Origin of the sequence: Micromonospora sp. NPDC047738 (assembly GCF_040642675.1) — a bacterium.
Classification (GTDB): Bacteria; Actinomycetota; Actinomycetes; order Mycobacteriales; family Micromonosporaceae; genus Micromonospora.
Map to the genome: position 1 here is coordinate 14744 of NZ_JBEYSO010000010.1, position 19129 is coordinate 33872.

The window sequence follows — 19129 nt, forward strand, 5'->3', positions numbered from 1 at the left end:
GGGCGGGGCGGCGCAGGATGCCGGACCGTCAGGCGATGGCGGTGTCGAGGGCGATCTCGACCATCTGGCTGAAGGTCTGCTCGCGCTCGGCGGAGGTGGTCTTCTCGCCGGTCTTGATGTGGTCGCTCACGGTGAGGATGGTCAGCGCGCGTGCGTTGAACCGGGCCGCGATCGTGTAGAGCGCGGCGGACTCCATCTCCACCGCCAGCACGCCGTAGTCGGCCAGCGTGTCGTAGAGGTCCGGGCGGTCGGTGTAGAACGCGTCCGCCGCCAGGATTGGGCCCACGTGCATGGTGATGCCGCGCCGCTCGGCCACCTCGACCGAGGTACGCAGCAGCCCGAAGTCGGCGACCGGGGCGTAGTCGATCAGCCCGTCGAAGCGCATCCGGTTCATGTTCGAGTCGGTGGACGAGCCGATGGCGGCGACCACGTCCCGCAACTGGAGGTCCTCGCGGAGGGCACCGCAGGAGCCGACCCGGATCAGCGTCTTCACGCCGTACTCGTTGATCAGTTCATGGGCGTAGATGGAGGCCGAGGGCATGCCCATGCCGGAGCCCTGGACGGAGACCTCGACGCCGTTCCAGCGGCCGGTGAAGCCCAGCATGCCGCGGACCGTCGTGTAGCAGCGGGCCTCCTCGAGGTAGGTCTCCGCGATCCACTTGGCCCGCAGCGGGTCGCCCGGCATCAGGACCCGCTCGGCGATCTCTCCCGGCTCAGCGCCGATGTGCGTACTCATGGCAAAGATCCTGCCAGGCCGGGCCCGGGGATACCGGTTCGGCGTCCGGACCGGCGGTCCTGTACCCTACTCGGCGGTGGTGTGTCCGAGTGGCCTAAGGAGCACGCCTCGAAAGCGTGTGAGGGTTTACGCCCTCCGCGGGTTCAAATCCCGCCGCCACCGCCAACGGAAACGCCCGGCGGTCCTCCTGGACCAGCCGGGCGTTTTCGCTTCTTCGACCGGGTACGGCGGGCCGGCCCCGGGGAGGGCCGGCCCGCCGCGCCTCACGCCGCCGGCAGGCTCGCGTCCCGGTGGGTGAGCTGGTACGTCGCGTCGACCGCGTCCGTCTCCAGGATCACCGTCACCGCGCCGGCCGGGAGCGAGCAGGAGATCGTCCGCTCCACGGCGTAGCCGGTCGGCCCGCAGTAGCGGATGCCGGACCCGTCGAAGACGGACATCCGGGCATCACCGGTGCCGCTGGTCCGCTTCCAGGTGAACGACTCCCGCGCGGCCCGCTGGTCGGCCGGGATGGTGAAGCAGACTCCGTAGCGGTCCGCTCCCGTGGTCACCGTGGCCCCCGTCGCGTCCGCCGGCAGCACCGGGCAGGCCGGCGGGCCGTCGGTCCGGGCGAAGGCCAGCGAGTACGCCCCGGTGGGCGCGCCGTCGCGGGAGTTGAGCACCGCGAAGTACGGCGCCTGGCCGGTCAGCTCGCAGGCGTACTGGCGCAGCGAGTACCAGTCGCACTGGGTGGCGCCGGTCGAGTCGACGACGGTGATGTCCGGAGCGGCGGCACCGGTGGCGTCGCCGGGCAGCAGCGCCACGACCCGGGACCCGGCCGGGCTGGTGAGCTGGAGGCAGTCGAACTGGCCGGCGGCGGCGAACATGCCCACGACCGGCGTGCCCTGCCAGCCGGTGTCGGACACCGGCCGGCAGTCCGACGGGGTCCAGGGCAGCAGGGCGAGCGCGTACCGGAGGTTCTCGTCGAGGACCGTGTCGGGGGCCGCCCCGCCGAGGACCAGCGTGTACTTCCCGGCTGCCGGGACCTGGCACCAGATGTCCGTGCAGACCTTGTGACCGGTGGCGTCGTAGACGGACGCCCACTGCCGGTAGTTGTCGGCACTGACAGCCTTCACCCGGTAGGTGCCGGCGGCCGGCAGGTCGAGGACCCGGCAGCGGACGGTGCCGAGCGTCGGCGCGGCGTTGTACGCGCCGGGCGTGACCGTCGGGCAGCCGGTCGGGTCGGTCAGCGACCGCATCTGCATCCGGTACGTCAGGTCGGAGCTGTCCACGTCCCAGTTGGCCAGGTACGAGATCACCCGGTAGGTGCCGTCGGCCGGCAGGGCGCACCCGTCGTCCTCCGACCACTCGGTGCAGAGCACCGTCCCGTCCGCGTCGACCAGCCAGGAGTAGGGGTCGTTGTAGCGGTCCGGGGCGCGGTAGACCACGATCCGGTCGCCGGCCCGGCCCTGGAACGGCTGGCAGTTGGTCTGCACGGCCGAGGTCTGGTGCACCACCAGGGTCGGCTGGTCCCACCCGGTGCCCGTGGCCGCGGCGCAGCCAGCGGTGCGATCGAGCGCTGCCACCGCCACCTGGTAGGTCACCGGCTCCCAGAACGAGTTCTGCGCCAGGAGGGTGTAGGAGCCCGCCGTCGGGAGGGCGCAGGAGCGCCACGACTCGTACTCCGTGCAGACCTGCCGGCCGTCGGCGTCGTACACCCGCCAGTCGAGGTGCTGGTTCGCGAACTGGTTGAAGCGGACCACGACCGGCCCGGCCGCCGCACTGGTCAGGGCCTGGCAGGACACCCCCTGGTAGGACGACACGCTTCCGCTGCCCACAGCCGCGCCGGGGTCGCCGAAGGACGCCAGCGGCAGGGCCGGGCATCCCGTCGCGTGCGAGAGGCGCGGCAGCTTGAGGGTGTACGCGGACTCGTTGCCGTAGGTCTCCTCGAGGAAGAGCCGGTACGGCCCGGGCTCGCTGAGCGTGCACTCGGTGGGGTAGCGCACCGGGCACCCCATCGGCTGGTACCGCCCGTCCAGGATCTGGCCCTGCACGTCACCGGCGCCGCCCGGGTCGGCCAGGTGCAGCACCGTGCCGGTCGGCTGGTTGAACTTGTAGCAGCGGGCGGCCAGGCCGGCCGGCAGCGTGCCGCTGCGCCCGGCCGAGGCGAAGGAGAAGAAGTTCTCCGGCAGGGTGTCGCACTCCGACGGGGTACGCATGGACTCGGCGGAGAGCGTGTAGGCACCCTCCCCGGTCCCGTAGAAGAGCGACACGGCCACCGTGTAGGTGCCGGCGGCGCCGAGGGCGCATTCGTTCAGATAGAACGAGAGGAAGCAGACGAAGTCGCCGTTCTGGTCGGTGACCCGCGCGCCGACACCCTCGCCCGAGACGCTCTTGAGCCGGGCGTAGAGGGTGTCCTGGGCGACGGTCGAGGTGACCGTCCAGCGGTTCTCCTCCTCGCCCTTGATCGACGTGCAGCGCTGGACCTTGCCGAAGTCGAGCTTGCCGCCGCAGCCGGTGCTCCCCGACCCGCCGTCGATCTTCGAGGGCTTGGCGCTGCCCTCGGTGGTGGACGCCTTCGCCGGAGCGGCCGTGGGCGTGGGCGTGGGCCTGGATGTCAGGTTCGTGCCGGGCGTCGCCGTGGCCGTGGGCGCCGTCGACGGGTCGGCGGCGGCCTGCGCCGGGGCCGTACTCGTGGTGGGTGTCGCCGACGGCGCCGGCGACGCTGCTGCGGCCGCGGCGGACGGTCCGATCAGGACGCTCGCCAGGGCGGTGGTCACGGTGGCGGCCATTGCCAGCCGCGACAGGCCCTTCCGCCGATAACCGGGCAGGGTTGTTCGCATGGTCAACTCCCCGTGAAATGCCGCGCGACCTGCGCGGGCGAGGAGATAATTCCATGATGGTCGATCAACTACAACCGACTTGTCAGTCGTTCGTCTCAGCCGGTCAGCAGGGGCCGTAGCCCTCGTCGAAGAGGCGGCGGGCCCAGTCCGCGTACCCGGCGATGATCTTCCGGACGGCGGTCCGGTCGTGGAGGAAGAGGTACGCCCGATCGCCGTCGCGGGCGAGCAGCCCGTCGAACCGGTGCGTCCCCTGTGGAGCGGTGAGGTCGACCGCCGACGGGTAGCGGTCGCGCACCTCGCTGACCGGCGTGCCGGCGGTGATGCCCTCGGGCGTGCTCATCGGGTCGTCGAGCCAGAGCAGCACCAGGCGGTCGTCGACGAAGATCGGGCTGACCGACTCGTGCCCGGCCAGCGTCGGCCCGCACGCTGCCACGTCGGTACGCAGCACCCCGCGGCGGGTCAGCTCCTGCTCGGTGACGCCGAACTCCGCGTTGTGCAGCCCGTCGAGCCCGACCACCTCGGCGGCCCCGACGGGGCGGGCGGGCATATCCAGCCCCTGTGGACGGACGCCGCTGCCGGCGATCGAGGCGGCCGCCATCAACGCGGCGATGAATCCGAACTGTCGCAGTCTCATGCACTCCCCCAGTCCCCAACGGGACCGGGGCGCGGAGGTTGCTGGTGCTGCTCGGATTGCCGCAGTTCCCACTCCTCGGCCAGGTCGTCCCAGTAGTCGGCGGACAGGCCGCGCCGGCCGTGCGCCAGCCAGCCGGCCGTGTCGCGCTCCAGGTGCAGGCCCAGCTCGGCGAACGGATCGATCCAGGGCCCCGGCTCGGCACCCAGCCGGGCGAGCGCCGCGTTGATCGGCCACTGCGCGCGAGGTCCGTCGAGGGTGCCGTCGAAGCACGGGCCCCAGCTGATCGCGCCGCCCAGCCAGACCACCGCCGACTGGTGACCCAGGCCGCCGGCGAACTCCGCCTCCAGGTACGCCACCGGTCCCTGCCGCGACCACCCCGCCAGCAGCTGCGACAACTCCAGCTCGGCGCGTCTGTCGCCGCGCCGCGACCTGGAGCTGTCGTCGGACACGAGCGGCGAGAGGACGAGCTGGAACGGCTGCGCCGCGGACGGCTCGTCGGTGCAGAAGTCGGGCAGCTCGCCGGTCAGCTCCGTCACGAGCTGCGGGGTGACCGGCAGCAGCGCGAAGTCCTGGCGGAGCGCGGCGAGGACCGCGTGGTCCAGGTCGGCGGTCTGCTCGCGGAGCAGCTCGACATCGGCGACGACCGCGCTGAGCTGGTAACTCATCCGATCCTCTCGGCGTCCACAGGCTGTGGATGGAACATGTGTACGACGGGTGGTCAGTCTGCCGTGGGTGGCGGGGCGTCGGTCATCGGGAAGGCCATCATCGTGGCGCCCACCCGGACCGTACCGGGGGCGTGCGGAGGGCGGGCCGCGTCGTGCAGTTCGGTCATGATCGCGTGCAGCCGGCGCCGGGCCGCCTCCCACTCCTCCGGGTCGACCCAGAGTTCGGCGTCGATGGTCACGCCGGCCGCGTCCGGGGCCCGGTGTGCCACCCGGTCCAGCAGGTTGCGGGCCAGCGACTCGGCGAGCAGCGCCTGCCCCTCCCGCTGGTCGGTGAGCCACGGGCCGCGTACCGCGCGGTAGCGGCGCTCCCGGCCGCCGCGCCGGCTGCGGACGTCGGCCAGTTCCACCAGGCCGGCGGCCTCCAGCCGACGCAGGTGCTGGCTGGCCAGGGCGTGCGAGATGGCCAGTTCCCGGGCGAGCGCCGCGGCGGAGAGCGGCGCGCTCCACATCAGCGACAGCATCCGCAGTCGTACCGGGTGGGCCAGCGCGCGCAGGCGCGGATCGGTGCTGCTCACGGCCGCCATTGAACCGCATCAGGTGGCCGCGCCGACCCCCAAGCATTGACTTGGGGGTGGTGGGCGGCCAGGATCGGGCTGCCCGGGGGAGGTGCCATGAGTGAGCGTCAGCGAGCGAATCGGCGGTGCGGGGCGGTGGTGCCGCAGGCCGGCGCCGAGCGCCGCGAGGTGGTGGCATGAGCTGGGGTACGGCAGGGGTGCTGCGTAACCGTCCGGCCGGCCTGTATCTGGGCGCCGTGCTGGTCTCCGGGTTCGGCACGGCGGCGATGCTGCTGGTGGCCGCGATCTGGGTGAAGGACCTGACCGGATCGAGCAGCCTGGCCGGCCTGGTCACCCTCGGCCTCTGGGGGCCCACCCTGGTCGGCCCGCTGATCGGCGTGCTGGTCGACCGGTTCCGTCGCCGGCCCCTGCTGATCGCCCTGCACGTCGCGATGGCGGCGCTGCTGCCGGTGCTGCTGCTGGTCGACTCCGCCGCCCGGGTCTGGCTGATCTTCGTGGTGATGCTCGCGTACGGGGTCAGCTTCGTGCTGATCGACTCCGCCGAGGCGGCGCTGGTGCCCGCGGTGGTCCCCGACGAGCTGCTGGGCGACTTCAACGGGCTGCGGATGACCGTCAACGAGGGGATGAAGCTGCTCGCCCCGCTGATCGGCGCGGCCCTGTTCGCCGCGTACGGCGGGCACCCGGTGGTGCTGCTCGACGTGGCCACCTTCGCCCTCGCCGCGCTCGCGCTCACCCTGATCCGGGTACGCGAGGCGCCACCGCCCCCGCCCGAGCGCTGGGACCGGCAGCTCGCCGACGGGCTGCGACACCTGCGCCGGCACGCCCCACTGCGGCACCTCGTCGCCTGCGCCGGCGCGACCATGCTGCTGATGGGCATCAACGGCACCGTCGCGTACGCCGTGGTGGACGACGGCCTGCACCGACCGCCGGAGTTCAACGGCGTGCTCGCCATGGTGCAGGGCGTGGGGTCGCTGGTCGGCGGGCTGGCCGGCGGGGCGCTGCTACGCCGCCTCGGTGACCGGCGGCTGACCGCGACGGCGGTCGCGGTGTTCGCCGCCGGTCTGGCGCTGCGCGCCGTGCCCGCCCTCGTCCCGGTGGCCGTCGGCACCCTGGCCGTCGGCATCGGGGTGCCACTGGTGCTGATCACCGTCTGGACCGCCGTGCAGCGGGAGACCCCGGGCGCGCTGGTCGGCCGGGTCGCCGCCACGGTCAACACGCTCACCTTCGGCCCCGGCACGATTGCCGTCCTGGCCGCCGCCGGCCTGCTGGTGCTGGTCGACCACCGGGCGATCCTGCTGGGGGCGGCGGCCGGCGCGATGCTGGTCGCCGGCTGGGCGCTGCGCGGCGGTGGCCGTCCGGCGCCCCCGGCACCCGGCCCGCCGACCGCGGCCCCGGCCGCCGCCGTGGCCGAGCGGACCGCGCCGTCTTCCTCCCGAAGCGACCCGCCCACTAGGCTCGTGCCCAAATCCTCGGCACGAAAGCGCCGATCCTGGTCACGGGGGCGGGAGGTCGGGTGCGCGTCAAAGCGATCGCACGCCTGATGGTCGCGGCGCTGGGCGCCGCTTTCGGCGTGGTGGCGCCGATCGGTTCCGGTGCGGCGTACGCCGACGGCACGGTCGGGCTCGGCATCGACACGTACGCGGAGATGGTGGTCGACTCGGCGCACGGTCGGCTGTTCTTCAGCCAGGGGCGGGAGCGCTCGGGCGTGCGGTTGACGGACCTGTCCGGCGGCTCGCAGCGGACGATCCCGAACCTGCCGGGCGCCAGCGGCATGGCGCTGAGCCCGGACGGCTCGACGCTCTACGTGGCCCTCGCCGACGCGGGCGCGGTCGCCGCGATCGACACCACCACGCTGACCGAGACGCGTCGCTACAGCACCGGCGCGAGCACCTGTCCCACCTGGTTGGCGCCGGCCGGCGGGAAGATCTACGTCGGCTATGGATGCCAGTCCGGGAAGGGCAAGCTGGGGTCGATCGACGTACGCGGGGCGACGCCGATCGTCACCTTGGACCTGCCCCTCAACGGCCAGTACTACTACCCGCCGCTGCTCCGGAGCACCCCGGCCAACCCGAATCTGCTGCTGCTGGTGAACAAGTCCCGCGTCTCGTTCCCCATCTCGGGCGAGCCGAGTCTGTACGACGTCTCGTCCGGGACGCCGTCGCATGTCGCGTCCCTGGCCGGGGAGACCTGCACCGGCCTGCACGACGCCGCGTTGACGGCCGACAAGGTGATCCTCGGCTGCTCCTACCTGTGGGACCCACAGTCGAACTCCCGCTTGGTGGCGACCGAGCACGTGGCGTTCTCGACGGCGGACCTGTCGCCCGTGGGCGCGTACCCGTCCGGGACCTGGCCGACGGCCGTGACGACGTCTCCCAACGGTGCCTTCGTCGTCCTCGGCGCCAGCGAGAGTGATTCGATCCACGTCAAGCGAGCGGACGGGACCGTGGTCCGCCGGTACGACCTCCCGCGCGGCAACCACCTCGAGGTGCGGGGCCTCGCCGTCGGCGCCGACAACCGCACGCTCTACGCCGTCACCACCGATCAGGACCGGAAGAACCCGGCCCTGCGGGTGCTGACCGATTTCGGCACCACCGGATCCTCGCTCCTGCTGTCCGCGCCGACGACGAGCACCCGCGCCGCGCCACTCACCGTCCACGGGAAGTTGGCGTTCGCCGGTGCGAACGGGTCGACGCCGTGGACCCTGCGGGTCGCGAAGCAGGACCTCGCCGGCGGCCACCCGCTGCCGGACGTCACCACTGCCGCAGACGGCTCGTTCTCCTTCTCCGACACGCCGCTGGTCGGCGCGGCCAACACCTACACGGTGACCTTCCCCGGCGACGCCACGCGCCCGGGAACGACCCAGTCGGTCACCGTGCAGGTCTCGCGCGCCGCCACAGCGCTGAGCGTCACGGCGAAGGCGACGGCCGGCCGCCGCGCGGCGGTGACCGCCCAGCTCGGCGCCACCCACACCAACCGCACGGTCTGCCTGTACGCCCAGCCCTACGGGTCCACTCGCCGGACGATCACCTGCGGCACGGTGGATTCGAACGGCAAGCTGACGGCCACGTATCCGACGTACCAACGGGTCACGTTCAGCGCGAGCTTCGCCGGGGACCACCGGTACGCGCCGGCCGAGGCGTCGGTACGCACGTACGGGTTCCTCTGGAAGCCCGGGGTGTTCCGAGGCAACTGACGGCGATCAGGTGGGGAAGTCGTCCGGGGCGTCCCGGGCGTCCTCCTGCGCTCGAGACGACGGAGGGCCGGTCCCTGATGGGGCCGGCCCTGTCGTTTTCCTGCTCAAGAGAGCGGAGGATACGAGATTCGAACTCGTGAGGGTGTGAACCCAACACGCTTTCCAAGCGTGCGCCCTAGGCCTCTAGGCGAATCCTCCGCGAGCCAGGATACAGGTCTCCGCCGGGCGGGCCACCCCACCACCCCCTGAAGATCGACCTGGAGTCGGGTACGCTTGGTGGTACCTCCCGTGCGGCGGTACCTCGTGAACCTCCCCAGGGCCGGAAGGCAGCAAGGATAAGCGGGCTCTGCCGGGTGCACGGGAGGCCTTTCTGTCTCCGGGTGCCGGTAACGTCCCTGCGGGTCAGGTCACGGGGTGGTGGTTGGTCACCCGCGCCCGACCGGCGCAGAATGGCTCGGTCGAGAGGAGGCGGGACGGGTGGCATTGGCCCTTTACCGCAAATACCGGCCCCGTACGTTCGCCGAGATCATCGGCCAGGAGCACGTCACCGAGCCGCTGTCGCAGGCGCTGCGCAGCGGGCGGCTGAACCACGCGTACCTCTTCTCCGGCCCCCGAGGCTGCGGCAAGACCTCCAGCGCCCGGATCCTGGCCCGCTCGCTCAACTGTGAGCAAGGCCCCACGCCCGAGCCCTGCGGCCAGTGTGAGTCCTGCCGCTCGCTGGCCAACGACGGCGCCGGCTCGATCGACGTCATCGAGATCGACGCGGCCAGCCACGGTGGCGTCGACGACGCCCGCGAGCTGCGGGAGAAGGCGTTCTTCGCCCCGGCCCGCAGCCGCTTCAAGATCTATGTCATCGACGAGGCGCACATGGTCTCGTCGGCCGGCTTCAACGCCCTGCTCAAGCTGGTCGAGGAGCCCCCGGAGTACGTCAAGTTCATCTTCGCCACGACCGAGCCGGAGAAGGTCCTCGGCACCATCAAGTCGCGGACCCACCACTACCCGTTCCGGCTGATGCCGCCCAAGGTGCTGCGGCCCTATCTGGAGCAGCTCTGCGAGGCCGAAGGCGTGACGGTCGAGCCGGCGGTCTTCCCGCTGGTGGTGCGCGCCGGTGGCGGCAGCGCCCGGGACAGCCTCTCCGTGCTCGACCAGCTCATCGCGGGCGCCGGCCCCGAGGGGGTCAGCTACGCCCGGGCGGCCGCGCTGCTCGGCGTCACCGACTCCGCGTTGATCGACGAGATGTGCGACGCGCTCGCCGCCGGCGACGGCGCCGCCGCGTACGCCACCGTCGACCGGGTCGCGGAGGCCGGCCACGACCCGCGCCGGTTCGCCTCGGACCTGCTGGAACGGCTGCGCGACCTGATCGTCATGCAGCAGGTGCCGGACGCCGCCGCCAAGGGCCTGATCGACGGCCCGTCGGATCAGATCGAGCGGATGGCCGCCCAGGCTCAGCGGCTCGGCCCGGCGACCCTGTCCCGGTGCGCCGACATCGTGCACAACGGCCTGGTCGAGATGCGCGGCACCACCGCGCCCCGGCTGGTGCTGGAGCTGATCTGTGCCCGGATGCTGCTGCCCGGCGTGGACGACTCCACCGGTGGCCTGCTCCAGCGCCTGGAACGGATGGAGCGGCGGCTCACCCTGGGTGGCACCGAGCTGCCGCCGGCCGCCGCCGGCCCCGCGCCGGTCGCCCCCGCCCCCGAGGTACGCCCCGAGCCTCCCGCCCCGGCCGCGGCTGCCGCCGCGCCCGACCCGGAGGCCGCCGGCCCGCCGGCGGCTGTCGGCGCCCCGTCCGGGGTGGCCGCCGCGCGGGCCGCTGCCGCGGCGGCCGGTACCCGGTCCGCGACCGCCCCGGGCGCGACCGACCCGGCTGCCGGCACCCCGGCGGCCCCCGCTGCCGGCGGCCCGTCATCCGGCGGCTCGGCCTCGGGTGCTCCGGCGTCCGGAGGCCCCGCCCGCCGTCCGGTGCCGACTGCTGCGGTGATGCCCGACCCGGCCACCCCCGAGCCGCCGCGGCCCGGCTCCGCCCCGGCCGGCGCGCTGGACGCCGTCGCCGTGCGCCGGGTCTGGCCCGAGGTGGTCGGCAAGGTCAACCGGACCAACAAGCGGATCGCGGCCCTGATGCGCGATGCGGTGGTCCGCGAGCTGGACGGCGACACGCTGGTGCTGACGGTGAAGTCGACGGTGCTGGCCAGGATGATGGCCGACCATGCCGCGGTGCTCACCGACGCGCTCTACGAGGAGTTGGGCGGCCGCTGGCAGATCCGCTGCGAGGTGGCCGGTGAGCGGGGCGCCGCCTCGCTCGGTGGCCCGGCGCGCCCCGCCGCCACCCGACCGGCGCCCGACGGTGCTCAGGCAACCCGGTCCGGCGGCTCGGCGGGTCCGGGTGGTGGTCCGGCGGCTCGGTCCACCGGTCCGGCGGGTCCGGGTGCCTCGACCGCTGCCGGTCCGTCCGGCGGCGGTCCGAGTGCCGGCGATGCCCCGGCGGGCGGTGCGCGCAACGGAGCCGGTGCCGCCCCGGCCGGAGCGGCCCGCGAGGCGGGCGCCCGGGCGGGCGGCGCGACCGAGGCGGGCGGCGACGACGAGGACTGGCCCGAGCCGGCCCGGCCGGGCGGCGCCGAGGAGGACTGGCCGGAGGCCGCCCGCCCCGGCGGTGCCGCGACCGCCGCCAGTGCGGACGACTGGCCCGAGCCGGCCCGGCCGGGGGGTGCCACGAGCACGGTGCCGGCGGCTCCCGCCGTACCCAGGCCGGCCGGTCCGCCGCCGACGCCGCCGCAGCCCGCGGCGGGTGCGGCCGGCGGCGCGCCGGCGAGCAGCGCGATCGCGGCGGCCCGGGCGGCCGCGGCGGCCGCGGCGGGTGGTGGGCCGGGGAAGGGACCGCGTGCGGCGCAGGCGGCCCCGAAGACCGCGGATGCCGACTGGGCGGGGGAGCCGCCCTACGACCCGGACTACGACGGGCCGGCGGGTGTGCGCGCATCGACCGCCGCCCCCGTCTACGAGGGCTTCGACCCCGGCGACGAGCCGCTGGACGACGTGATCGACGAGCGGACCGCCCGGCAGTCCAGCGAGGAGCAGGCGGTGCAGCTGCTCCGGGAGGCGTTCGGCGCCGAGAAGATCGATGAGGTGGACGCGCGCTGAGCGCGGGTCGACCGCCGAGGAGCAGTGCCGTCGCCCGACTAGGCTGGGCGCGGCCGAACAGACGAGTGCGAGAAGGAGCCATCCGTGCGCCCAGGTGGACAGCCGAACATGCAGCAGATGCTGAAGCAGGCGCAGAAGATGCAGCAGCAGATCGCCAAGGCTCAGGCCGAGCTGGCCGAGGCGGAGCTGACCGGCACCGCGGGCGGTGGCCTGGTCACCGCCACCGTCGCCGGCACCGGTGAGCTGAAGGCGATCAAGATCGATCCCAAGGCGGTCGACCCGGAGGACGTGGAGACGCTGGAGGACCTGGTCGTCGCCGCGGTGCACAACGCCGCCGAGGCGGCCCGGGAGCTGACCGAGCAGAAGATGGGCCCGGTCGCGGGCGGGATGGGCGGCCTCGGCCTGCCCGGGTTCTGAGCCGGCAGATGTACGAGGGTGCCATCCAGGACCTGATCGACGAGCTGGGCCGGCTGCCGGGCGTGGGCCCGAAGAGCGCCCAGCGGATCGCGTTCCACGTCCTGTCGGCGGATCCGGCGGACGTGAACCGGCTGGCCGGTGCGCTGCGCAAGGTCAAGGAGCTGGTGCGGTTCTGCACCACCTGCTTCAACGTGGCCGAGTCGGAGCAGTGCCGGATCTGCCGGGATCCGCGGCGTACCGATGAGGTGCTCTGCGTGGTGGAGGAGCCGAAGGACGTGGTGGCGATCGAGCGGACCGGCGAGTTCCGGGGCCGTTACCACGTGCTGGGCGGGGCGATCAACCCGCTGGAGGGGATCGGCCCGGACAACCTGCGGATCCGCGAGCTGATGACCCGGCTGGGCGGGGGCGCGGTCCGCGAGCTGATCCTCGCCACCGACCCGAACACCGAGGGCGAGGCGACCGCGACGTACCTGGCGCTGATGGTCAAGCCGATGGGCATCGCGGTGACCCGGCTGGCGAGCGGCCTGCCGGTCGGCGGCGACCTGGAGTACGCCGACGAGATCACCCTCGGCCGGGCGTTCGAGGGGCGTCGGGCGATCTGAGCGCCCGCTCCGGGCACGGAGGTGGTGGCGGGCGCCTGCCCGGCCGGTGCCACGCCTCCGGCCCGCCCCGCTCGGGCCGCTGACCCGCTTGACGGCAGCGATGGTGCCGTAACCGGAATGTGGGATGAGTGCCGTTCGGCGCGTCGCTGGCCGGCCGGGGCGATTTGCGGGGATGGCCCGATCCCACCATCTGCTCACGACTGTGACAGTCCTGTTTGTCGCGAGATAGGTCTCTGTCAGACCGGCGGCTTGGTGTCGGCTTGATAGAGATTGCCTAACGGGCGTTCCGCTTCGGTGTGTCGTGTCATAGCCTCCCGCACACGGACTGAGCCACAACTTCGGCGTGGACAGGCGCATGACAGAGGTGAGAGATGCAGGCGAGCAGGCGTAAAGCGGCCGTGGCCCTCGCGGCCGCAGCCGCTCTGGCGGTCGGGGCGTCCGGCTGCGCCAAGAGCGAGCGCGACGGTGAGAGCGGTGGGGCCAAGACCGGCGGCACCTTCGTCTTCGCGGGTGCCGGTGACCCGAAGAACTTCGACCCGATCTTCAACGACGACGGCGAGTCCTTCCGTCCTATCCGGCAGATGTTCGACACCCTGGTCACGCACAAGCCGGGCACGGCGGACCTGGTGGGCGGCCTGGCGGAGAGCTGGGAGCACGACGCCGAGGGCAAGGTCTGGACCTTCAAGCTCCGCAAGGGCGTGAAGTTCCACGACGGCACCGCCTTCAACGCCGCCGCGGTCTGCTTCAACTTCGACCGCTGGTACAACATGAAGGGCGCCGCGGCCCAGGCGAACATGATCTACTACATGGACGTCTTCGGCGGTTTCGCCAACAACGAGGTTGAGGGCGCCGGCAAGGCGCTCTACAACAAGTGCGAGGCCAAGGACGACAACACCGCCGTCCTCACCCTCAACCAGTACAAGGGCGCCTTCCCCGGTGCCTTCGCGCTGACCTCGCTGTCGATCGCCAGCCCGGACGCGCTGAAGAAGTACGACGCCGACACGGTCAAGCAGAACGGCGACTCCTTCGAGTACGGCGCGTTCGCCAACGAGCACCCGGTCGGCACCGGCCCGTTCACCTTCGGCGGCTGGGACAAGGCCAAGGGCGAGATCACCCTGAACCGGAACCCCGACTACTTCGGCGACAAGGCCAAGGTCGACAAGCTGATCATCAAGATCATCAAGGACGAGAACACCCGCAAGCAGGAGCTGCGGGCCGGCACCGTCCAGGGCATCGACTTCCCGGCCCCGGCCGACCGCAAGGCGCTGGAGGGTGAGGGCTTCAACGTCATCAACCGCCCGGCGTTCAACATCCTCTACCTGGGCATCAACCAGAAGAACCCGAAGCTGAAGGACCTGCGGGTGCGTCAGGCGATCGCCTACGCCCTCAACCGTCAGCAGCTCGTCCAGACCAAGGGCCCGGGTGGCACCAAGGTCGCCGACGAGTTCATGCCGGACACCGTGCTCGGCTACGCGCCGGACGTGCAGAAGTACGACTACAACCCGGAGAAGGCCAAGCAGCTCCTCAAGGAGGCGGGCGCCGAGGGTCTGACGCTCAACTTCTTCTACCCGACCGACGTCTCCCGGCCGTACATGCCGAACCCGCAGGAGATCTTCACCGTCCTCGCCAACGACCTGCAGGCTGTCGGCATCAAGGTCAACGGTGTGCCGCGCCCGTGGAACGGTGGCTTCAAGGACGACGTGCAGACCTTCGGCAAACAGGACCTGCACATCCTCGGCTGGACCGGTGACTACAACGACCCGGGCAACTTCGTCGGGACGTTCTTCGGTCGCGGCAAGATCGAGTTCGGCGACCAGGCGATGACCGAGATGTTCGACGCCATCACCAAGGCCGACGGCACGGTCGATGAGGCCGGCAAGAAGGCCGCGTGGGAGCAGGTCAACCGTGACATCGCCGCCAAGTGGCTGCCGGCCGTGCCGGTCTGGCACGCCCCGCCGGCCATCGTGGTCACCAAGGACGTCAAGGGCATGGTGGCCAGCCCGCTGACCGACGAGCGGTTCAACAGCGTCAGCGTCGGCTGACACCGCCACTGACGCCGTACGCGGAATCGGCCCGGGCCGGGCTTCCCCGGCCCGGGCCGACCCGCTGTTATCGAGAATCTGGTGTGAGAGATGTTGCGAGTCATAGTCCGCCGCCTGCTCCAGCTGGTGGTGACCCTGATAGCGCTGTCGGCGCTCATCTTCATCTGGCTGCGGAACCTTCCGGGCGGTCCGGTCGACGCGCTGCTCGGCGAGCGGGCCACCCCCGAGACGCGCGCCCTGCTGACCAAGGCGCTCGGCTATGACCAGCCGATCCTGGTGCAGTACGCCAAGTTCATGCAGCGGGTGCTGACCGGCGACTTCGGCAACTCGATCCGGACCGGCGACGCGGTCACGGAGGTGATGGGGCGGGCCTTCCCGGCCACCATCGAGCTGGCCCTGGCCGCCATGATCATCGCGATCGGGTTGGGCGTACCGCTCGGTTACCTCGCCGCCCGCTTCCGTGGCCGGCTGCTGGACAACCTGAGCATCGCCGGCACTCTGCTCGGCATCTCGATCCCGATCTTCTTCCTGGGCTACCTGCTCAAGGACGTCTTCACCCAGAACATCCACTGGTTCCCGCCCTCCGGGCGGATCAGCACCGGCGTGGACAACACCAACATCACCGGGTTCTTCCTCCTCGACAGCTTGCTCACCCGCGAGTTCGACGTCACCGCCGACGCGCTGTGGCACCTGATCCTGCCCGCGTTCACCCTGGCCACCATCCCGCTGGCGGTGATCGTTCGAATGACCCGGGCCAGCGTGCTGGACGTGCTCAACGAGGACTACGTCCGCACCGCGGAGGCGAAGGGCCTGCGGCACAAGACCATCCGGGGCCGGCACGTCCTGCGCAACGCCCTGCTGCCCGTGGTCACCACCATCGGCCTGCAGACCGGCGCGCTGCTCTCCGGCGCGGTGCTCACCGAGAAGGTCTACAACTGGGGCGGCCTGGGCACGCTGATCACCGACTCGATCAGCGGCGGCCGCGACTACCCCGTGCTGCAGGCGCTGATCCTGCTGGCCGCGCTGGTCTTCGTGGTGGTCAACCTCCTGGTCGACCTCTCCTACGCCGTCATCGACCCGAGGGTGCGTGTGCGATGAGCGACCCGATCACCCGGCCCGGGGTGGCCGCCCCCCGCGACGGCGCCGACCCAACCGGCACCGGCGAACGGCCGGCGAACGCGACCGAGCGCGGCATCGGCCGGCTCGGCGACCGGAAGAAGGCGCGGCTGGACGAGCTGGCTCGCGCCAGCGCCGACAAGGGCGGCGTGAGCCTCGTCCGGGACGCCTTCCGCCGGCTGCGGCGCAACCCGGTCGCCATGTTCGGCGCGGCCATCGTCGCGGTGTTCGTCCTGGTGGCGATCTTCGCGCCGCTGCTCGCGCCGCACGACCCGGCGCAGCGTTTCGACGAGCTCACCAAGAACCTCACCGTCGACAGCATTCCCGGGGCCAGCAGCGATTTCCCCCTCGGGTCGGATCCGCTCGGCCGGGACTTCCTGTCCCGCCTGATCTACGGCAGCCGGCAGACCCTCTTCGTCGGCGTGTTCGCCACGCTGATCGGGCTGGCGCTCGGGGCGCTGATCGGCGCCGTCGCCGGCGCGTTCGGCGGCTGGGTCGACAACATCCTGATGCGGCTCACCGACGTGATGCTGGCCCTGCCGGCTCTGCTGCTGGCGATCAGCCTGGTCGCCATGGCCAGCCGGTCGAGCCAGTGGACCGTGATCCTCGCGGTGGCCATCGTCAACGTGCCGATCTTCGCCCGGCTGCTGCGCGGCTCGATGCTGGCCCAGCGGGAGAGCGACCACGTGCTGGCCGCCCGGGCGCTCGGCGTGAAGCAACGGTCCATCGTGCTGCGGCACATGCTGCCCAACGCGATGACCGCGGTGATCGTGCAGGCCACGCTGACCCTCTCCACCGCGATCCTGGAGGCCGCGTCGCTCTCCTTCCTCGGGCTCGGCGACCCGGACATCAACCGGGCCGAGTGGGGCCTGATGCTCGGTGTGGACGGCGTCCGCTACTTCGAGGTCCGGCCCGAGCTGGCCTACTACCCGGCGTTGGCGATCATCGTGGTCGCGCTCGGCTTCACCCTGCTGGGTGAGGGCATGCGCGATGCGATCGACCCGAAGAACCGGCGGTGACGGCGATGCGTCAGACCAGCACGACCGCCGCCGATCGGCGAGAGGAAGTGACCCGATGAGCCTGCTCGACGTACGCGATCTGAGCGTGGTGTTCCAGCGTCGCGGTGAGCAGTCGTTCACCGCGGTCGACAAGGTCAGCTTCAGTGTGGAGCCGGGGCAGACCGTGGGCCTGGTCGGCGAGTCCGGCTGCGGCAAGAGCGTGACCAGCCTGGCGATCATGGGCCTGCTGCCCCGGCGCGGCAACAAGGTCACCGGCGAGGTGCTCTTCGACGGCACCGACCTGCTCCAGCTCCGCCCGAACGACATGCGGGACCGGCGCGGCCGGGACATCGGCATGATCTTCCAGGACCCGCTCTCCTCGCTGAACCCGGTCGTGCCGATCGGCGTCCAGGTCGCCGAGGTGCTGGAGCGGCACCGCGGCATGGACCGCAAGGTGGCGCTGAAGGAGGCCCGGGAGCTGCTCGACGCGGTCGGCATCCCCGACCCGAACCGGCGGCTCAAGGAATACCCGCACCAGATCTCCGGCGGCATGCGGCAGCGCGCCCTGATCGCCATCGCGCTGGCCTGCAAGCCGCGGCTGCTGATCGCCGACGAGCCGACCACCGCGTTGGACGTGACCATCCAGGCGCAGATCCTGACCCTGCTCAAGCAGCTCGTCGACGAGACCGGCACCGCGCTCATCATGATCACGCACGACCTGGGCGTGGTGGCCGGCCTCTGCGACACGGTCAACGTGCTCTACGGCGGCAAGGTGGTCGAGCGGGCCGCCCGGCACGAGCTGTTCGCCCGGCCGCGGCACCCGTACACGCACGGGCTGCTCAACTCGGTGCCGCGGCTGGACTCGCCCCGGGGTGAGCCCCTGCACGCCATCCGCGGCTCCGTCGCCGACAACATCCCGTGGGTCGAGGGGTGCGCCTTCGCCCCCCGCTGCAACAACGTGGTGGACGCCTGCCTGGAGGGCGCGCCTCCGCTCGAACCCACCGCCACCGGCGGCGACCTGCGCTGCAACAACCCCGTTTCCGAGGAGGTGGCGGTGCCGTGACCGAGCGGACCGGACCACTGGTCGAACTGCGCGACGTCAAGGTCCACTTCCCGATCAAGAGCGGCGTGTTCATCGACCGCACCGTCGGCTACGTGTACGCCGTCGACGGCGTCTCGCTGTCGATCAACAAGGGTGAGACGTACGGCCTGGTGGGCGAGTCGGGATGTGGCAAGTCCACCCTCGGGCGGGGCCTGCTGCGGCTGGTCGAGCCCACCGCCGGCGAGATCGTCTTCGACGGCACCGACATCCGCTCGCTGAAGGGCGAGTCGATGCGCCGGGCCCGCCGCCGGATGCAGATGATCTTCCAGGACCCGCTGTCCAGCCTCGACCCCCGCCAGTCGGTGGAGTCGCTGCTGGTCGAGGGGCTCAAGGCGCACGGCCTGGCCGGCGACAAGGCGGCCACCACCAAGAAGCTGCGGGAGGCGCTGGCCGCGGTCGGCCTGCCCGCCTCCGCGCTGAGCAAGTACCCGCACGAGTTCTCCGGCGGCCAGCGGCAGCGGATCGGCATCGCCCGGGCGCTGGTGCTCGACCCCGACCTGATCGTCGCCGACGAGCCGGTGTCCGCGCTGGACGTGTCGATCCAGGCCCAGGTGCTCAACCTGCTGGAGGACCTGCAGAACGAGCGCGGCCTGACGTACCTGATCATCGCCCACGACCTCGCGGTGGTCCGGCACATCGCCGACACGGTGGGCGTGATGTACCTCGGTGGCCTGGTGGAGGAGGCGTCCAGCGACGACCTCTACCGCGAGCCGATGCATCCCTACACCAAGGCGCTGATGTCGGCGGTGCCGGTGCCGGACCCGGTGGTGGAGGACCGCCGGGAGCGGATCCTGCTCGCCGGTGACCTGCCCTCGCCGACGAACCCGCCGGCCGGTTGCCGGTTCCACACCCGCTGCCCGTGGGCCCAGCCGACCCGCTGCGCCGACGAGCGGCCGGCGCTGCGCGAGGTGCTCAGCGGACACCGGGTGGCCTGCCACTACGCCGAGGACATCGCGGCCGGCCGGATCCGGCCGCACGAGGTGGAGCCGGAGCTGGTCCGGCCGGACGAGGGCGCGGCGCCGGGCGACCCCGGCGAGCTGATCCCGACACTCTGACGATTTGGTCGGCCGGCCCGGACGGGGCATCCCCACCGGGTCG

Annotated in this window: 15 protein-coding genes, 2 tRNA genes and 1 other RNA gene; 12 read left to right on the plus strand and 6 right to left on the minus strand. The window is 72.1% G+C overall.

The window, feature by feature from the left end; genetic code table 11:
* Positions 1-28: 28 nt before the first annotated feature.
* Positions 29-736 carry a purine-nucleoside phosphorylase gene (gene deoD / locus ABZ783_RS18065; RefSeq protein WP_357439319.1) on the minus strand — a complete coding sequence of 236 codons (708 nt, stop codon included), beginning with the start codon at positions 734-736 and terminating at the stop codon, positions 29-31.
* A gap of 75 nt (positions 737-811) precedes the next feature.
* Between deoD and ABZ783_RS18070 the strand changes: the two genes are divergently transcribed.
* Positions 812-901, plus strand: a tRNA-Ser gene (locus ABZ783_RS18070).
* 98 nt (positions 902-999) lie between these two features.
* On the opposite strand, the gene ABZ783_RS18075 is transcribed toward ABZ783_RS18070, so the two are convergent.
* The 4 genes from ABZ783_RS18075 to ABZ783_RS18090 form a co-directional block, all read right to left on the minus strand.
* On the minus strand, positions 1000-3555 hold the full coding sequence (locus tag ABZ783_RS18075; RefSeq protein WP_357439321.1) for a hypothetical protein: 2556 nt from the start codon (positions 3553-3555) through the stop codon (positions 1000-1002).
* Positions 3556-3658: 103 nt separating this feature from the next.
* Complete coding sequence (locus ABZ783_RS18080; RefSeq protein WP_357439721.1) at positions 3659-4102, minus strand: hypothetical protein; 444 nt, start codon at positions 4100-4102, stop codon at positions 3659-3661.
* 83 nt (positions 4103-4185) lie between these two features.
* Complete coding sequence (locus ABZ783_RS18085) at positions 4186-4854, minus strand: hypothetical protein (RefSeq protein WP_357439324.1); 669 nt, start codon at positions 4852-4854, stop codon at positions 4186-4188.
* A 53-nt stretch (positions 4855-4907) separates the two neighbouring features.
* Positions 4908-5429: a winged helix-turn-helix domain-containing protein gene (locus ABZ783_RS18090; protein WP_357439327.1), complete on the minus strand. Its 522-nt coding sequence runs from the start codon at positions 5427-5429 to the stop codon at positions 4908-4910.
* Between the two features lie 176 nt (positions 5430-5605).
* On the opposite strand from ABZ783_RS18090, the gene ABZ783_RS18095 reads away from it, so the two are divergent.
* Together ABZ783_RS18095 and ABZ783_RS18100 are read left to right on the plus strand one after the other, a co-directional pair.
* Positions 5606-6970 carry an MFS transporter gene (locus tag ABZ783_RS18095; RefSeq protein WP_357439329.1) on the plus strand — a complete coding sequence of 455 codons (1365 nt, stop codon included), beginning with the start codon at positions 5606-5608 and terminating at the stop codon, positions 6968-6970.
* Complete coding sequence (locus tag ABZ783_RS18100; RefSeq protein ID WP_357439331.1) at positions 6943-8622, plus strand: hypothetical protein; 1680 nt, start codon at positions 6943-6945, stop codon at positions 8620-8622. Before ABZ783_RS18095 ends, ABZ783_RS18100 begins: the two co-directional genes overlap by 28 nt.
* A gap of 113 nt (positions 8623-8735) precedes the next feature.
* On the opposite strand, the gene ABZ783_RS18105 is transcribed toward ABZ783_RS18100, so the two are convergent.
* Positions 8736-8820, minus strand: a tRNA-Ser gene (locus ABZ783_RS18105).
* Positions 8821-8902: 82 nt separating this feature from the next.
* Between ABZ783_RS18105 and ffs the strand changes: the two genes are divergently transcribed.
* The 9 genes from ffs (at position 8903) to ABZ783_RS18150 (ending at position 19086) form a co-directional block, all read left to right on the plus strand.
* Positions 8903-8992, plus strand: an RNA gene (gene ffs / locus ABZ783_RS18110) — signal recognition particle sRNA small type.
* 107 nt (positions 8993-9099) lie between these two features.
* Entirely contained in the window at positions 9100-11754 is a 2655-nt protein-coding gene (locus tag ABZ783_RS18115; protein ID WP_357439334.1) for a DNA polymerase III subunit gamma and tau, read from the plus strand.
* Positions 11755-11862: 108 nt separating this feature from the next.
* Complete coding sequence (locus tag ABZ783_RS18120) at positions 11863-12171, plus strand: YbaB/EbfC family nucleoid-associated protein (RefSeq protein WP_018786541.1); 309 nt, start codon at positions 11863-11865, stop codon at positions 12169-12171.
* A gap of 8 nt (positions 12172-12179) precedes the next feature.
* Positions 12180-12773, plus strand: coding sequence for a recombination mediator RecR (recR, locus tag ABZ783_RS18125; RefSeq protein WP_089004880.1), 594 nt, complete (start codon positions 12180-12182; stop codon positions 12771-12773).
* A gap of 371 nt (positions 12774-13144) precedes the next feature.
* Positions 13145-14815 (plus strand): ABC transporter substrate-binding protein, encoded by a 1671-nt coding sequence (locus ABZ783_RS18130; RefSeq protein WP_357439337.1) that lies wholly within the window; start codon positions 13145-13147, stop codon positions 14813-14815.
* Between the two features lie 90 nt (positions 14816-14905).
* Entirely contained in the window at positions 14906-15913 is a 1008-nt protein-coding gene (locus ABZ783_RS18135) for an ABC transporter permease (RefSeq protein WP_357439339.1), read from the plus strand.
* 95 nt (positions 15914-16008) lie between these two features.
* Positions 16009-16950: an ABC transporter permease gene (locus ABZ783_RS18140; RefSeq protein WP_073837894.1), complete on the plus strand. Its 942-nt coding sequence runs from the start codon at positions 16009-16011 to the stop codon at positions 16948-16950.
* A gap of 55 nt (positions 16951-17005) precedes the next feature.
* Positions 17006-17992, plus strand: a complete 987-nt coding sequence (locus tag ABZ783_RS18145) for an ABC transporter ATP-binding protein (RefSeq protein ID WP_357439342.1) — start codon at positions 17006-17008, stop codon at positions 17990-17992.
* Positions 17989-19086 (plus strand): ABC transporter ATP-binding protein, encoded by a 1098-nt coding sequence (locus ABZ783_RS18150; protein ID WP_357439344.1) that lies wholly within the window; start codon positions 17989-17991, stop codon positions 19084-19086. The genes ABZ783_RS18145 and ABZ783_RS18150 overlap by 4 nt, the downstream gene beginning before the upstream one ends.
* Positions 19087-19129: the final 43 nt, after the last annotated feature.

Bases quoted from the DNA above. Each gene is read 5' to 3' on its own strand.
- deoD (WP_357439319.1), bottom strand. From the start codon at position 736: ATGAGTACGCACATCGGCGCTGAGCCGGGAGAGATCGCCGAGCGGGTC.
- ABZ783_RS18075 (WP_357439321.1), bottom strand. From the start codon at position 3,555: ATGCGAACAACCCTGCCCGGTTATCGGCGGAAGGGCCTGTCGCGGCTG.
- ABZ783_RS18080 (WP_357439721.1), bottom strand. From the start codon at position 4,102: ATGCCCGCCCGCCCCGTCGGGGCCGCCGAGGTGGTCGGGCTCGACGGG.
- ABZ783_RS18085 (WP_357439324.1), bottom strand. From the start codon at position 4,854: ATGAGTTACCAGCTCAGCGCGGTCGTCGCCGATGTCGAGCTGCTCCGC.
- ABZ783_RS18095 (WP_357439329.1), top strand. From the start codon at position 5,606: ATGAGCTGGGGTACGGCAGGGGTGCTGCGTAACCGTCCGGCCGGCCTG.
- ABZ783_RS18120 (WP_018786541.1), top strand. From the start codon at position 11,863: ATGCAGCAGATGCTGAAGCAGGCGCAGAAGATGCAGCAGCAGATCGCC.
- recR (WP_089004880.1), top strand. From the start codon at position 12,180: ATGTACGAGGGTGCCATCCAGGACCTGATCGACGAGCTGGGCCGGCTG.
- ABZ783_RS18130 (WP_357439337.1), top strand. From the start codon at position 13,145: ATGCAGGCGAGCAGGCGTAAAGCGGCCGTGGCCCTCGCGGCCGCAGCC.
- ABZ783_RS18135 (WP_357439339.1), top strand. From the start codon at position 14,906: ATGTTGCGAGTCATAGTCCGCCGCCTGCTCCAGCTGGTGGTGACCCTG.
- ABZ783_RS18145 (WP_357439342.1), top strand. From the start codon at position 17,006: ATGAGCCTGCTCGACGTACGCGATCTGAGCGTGGTGTTCCAGCGTCGC.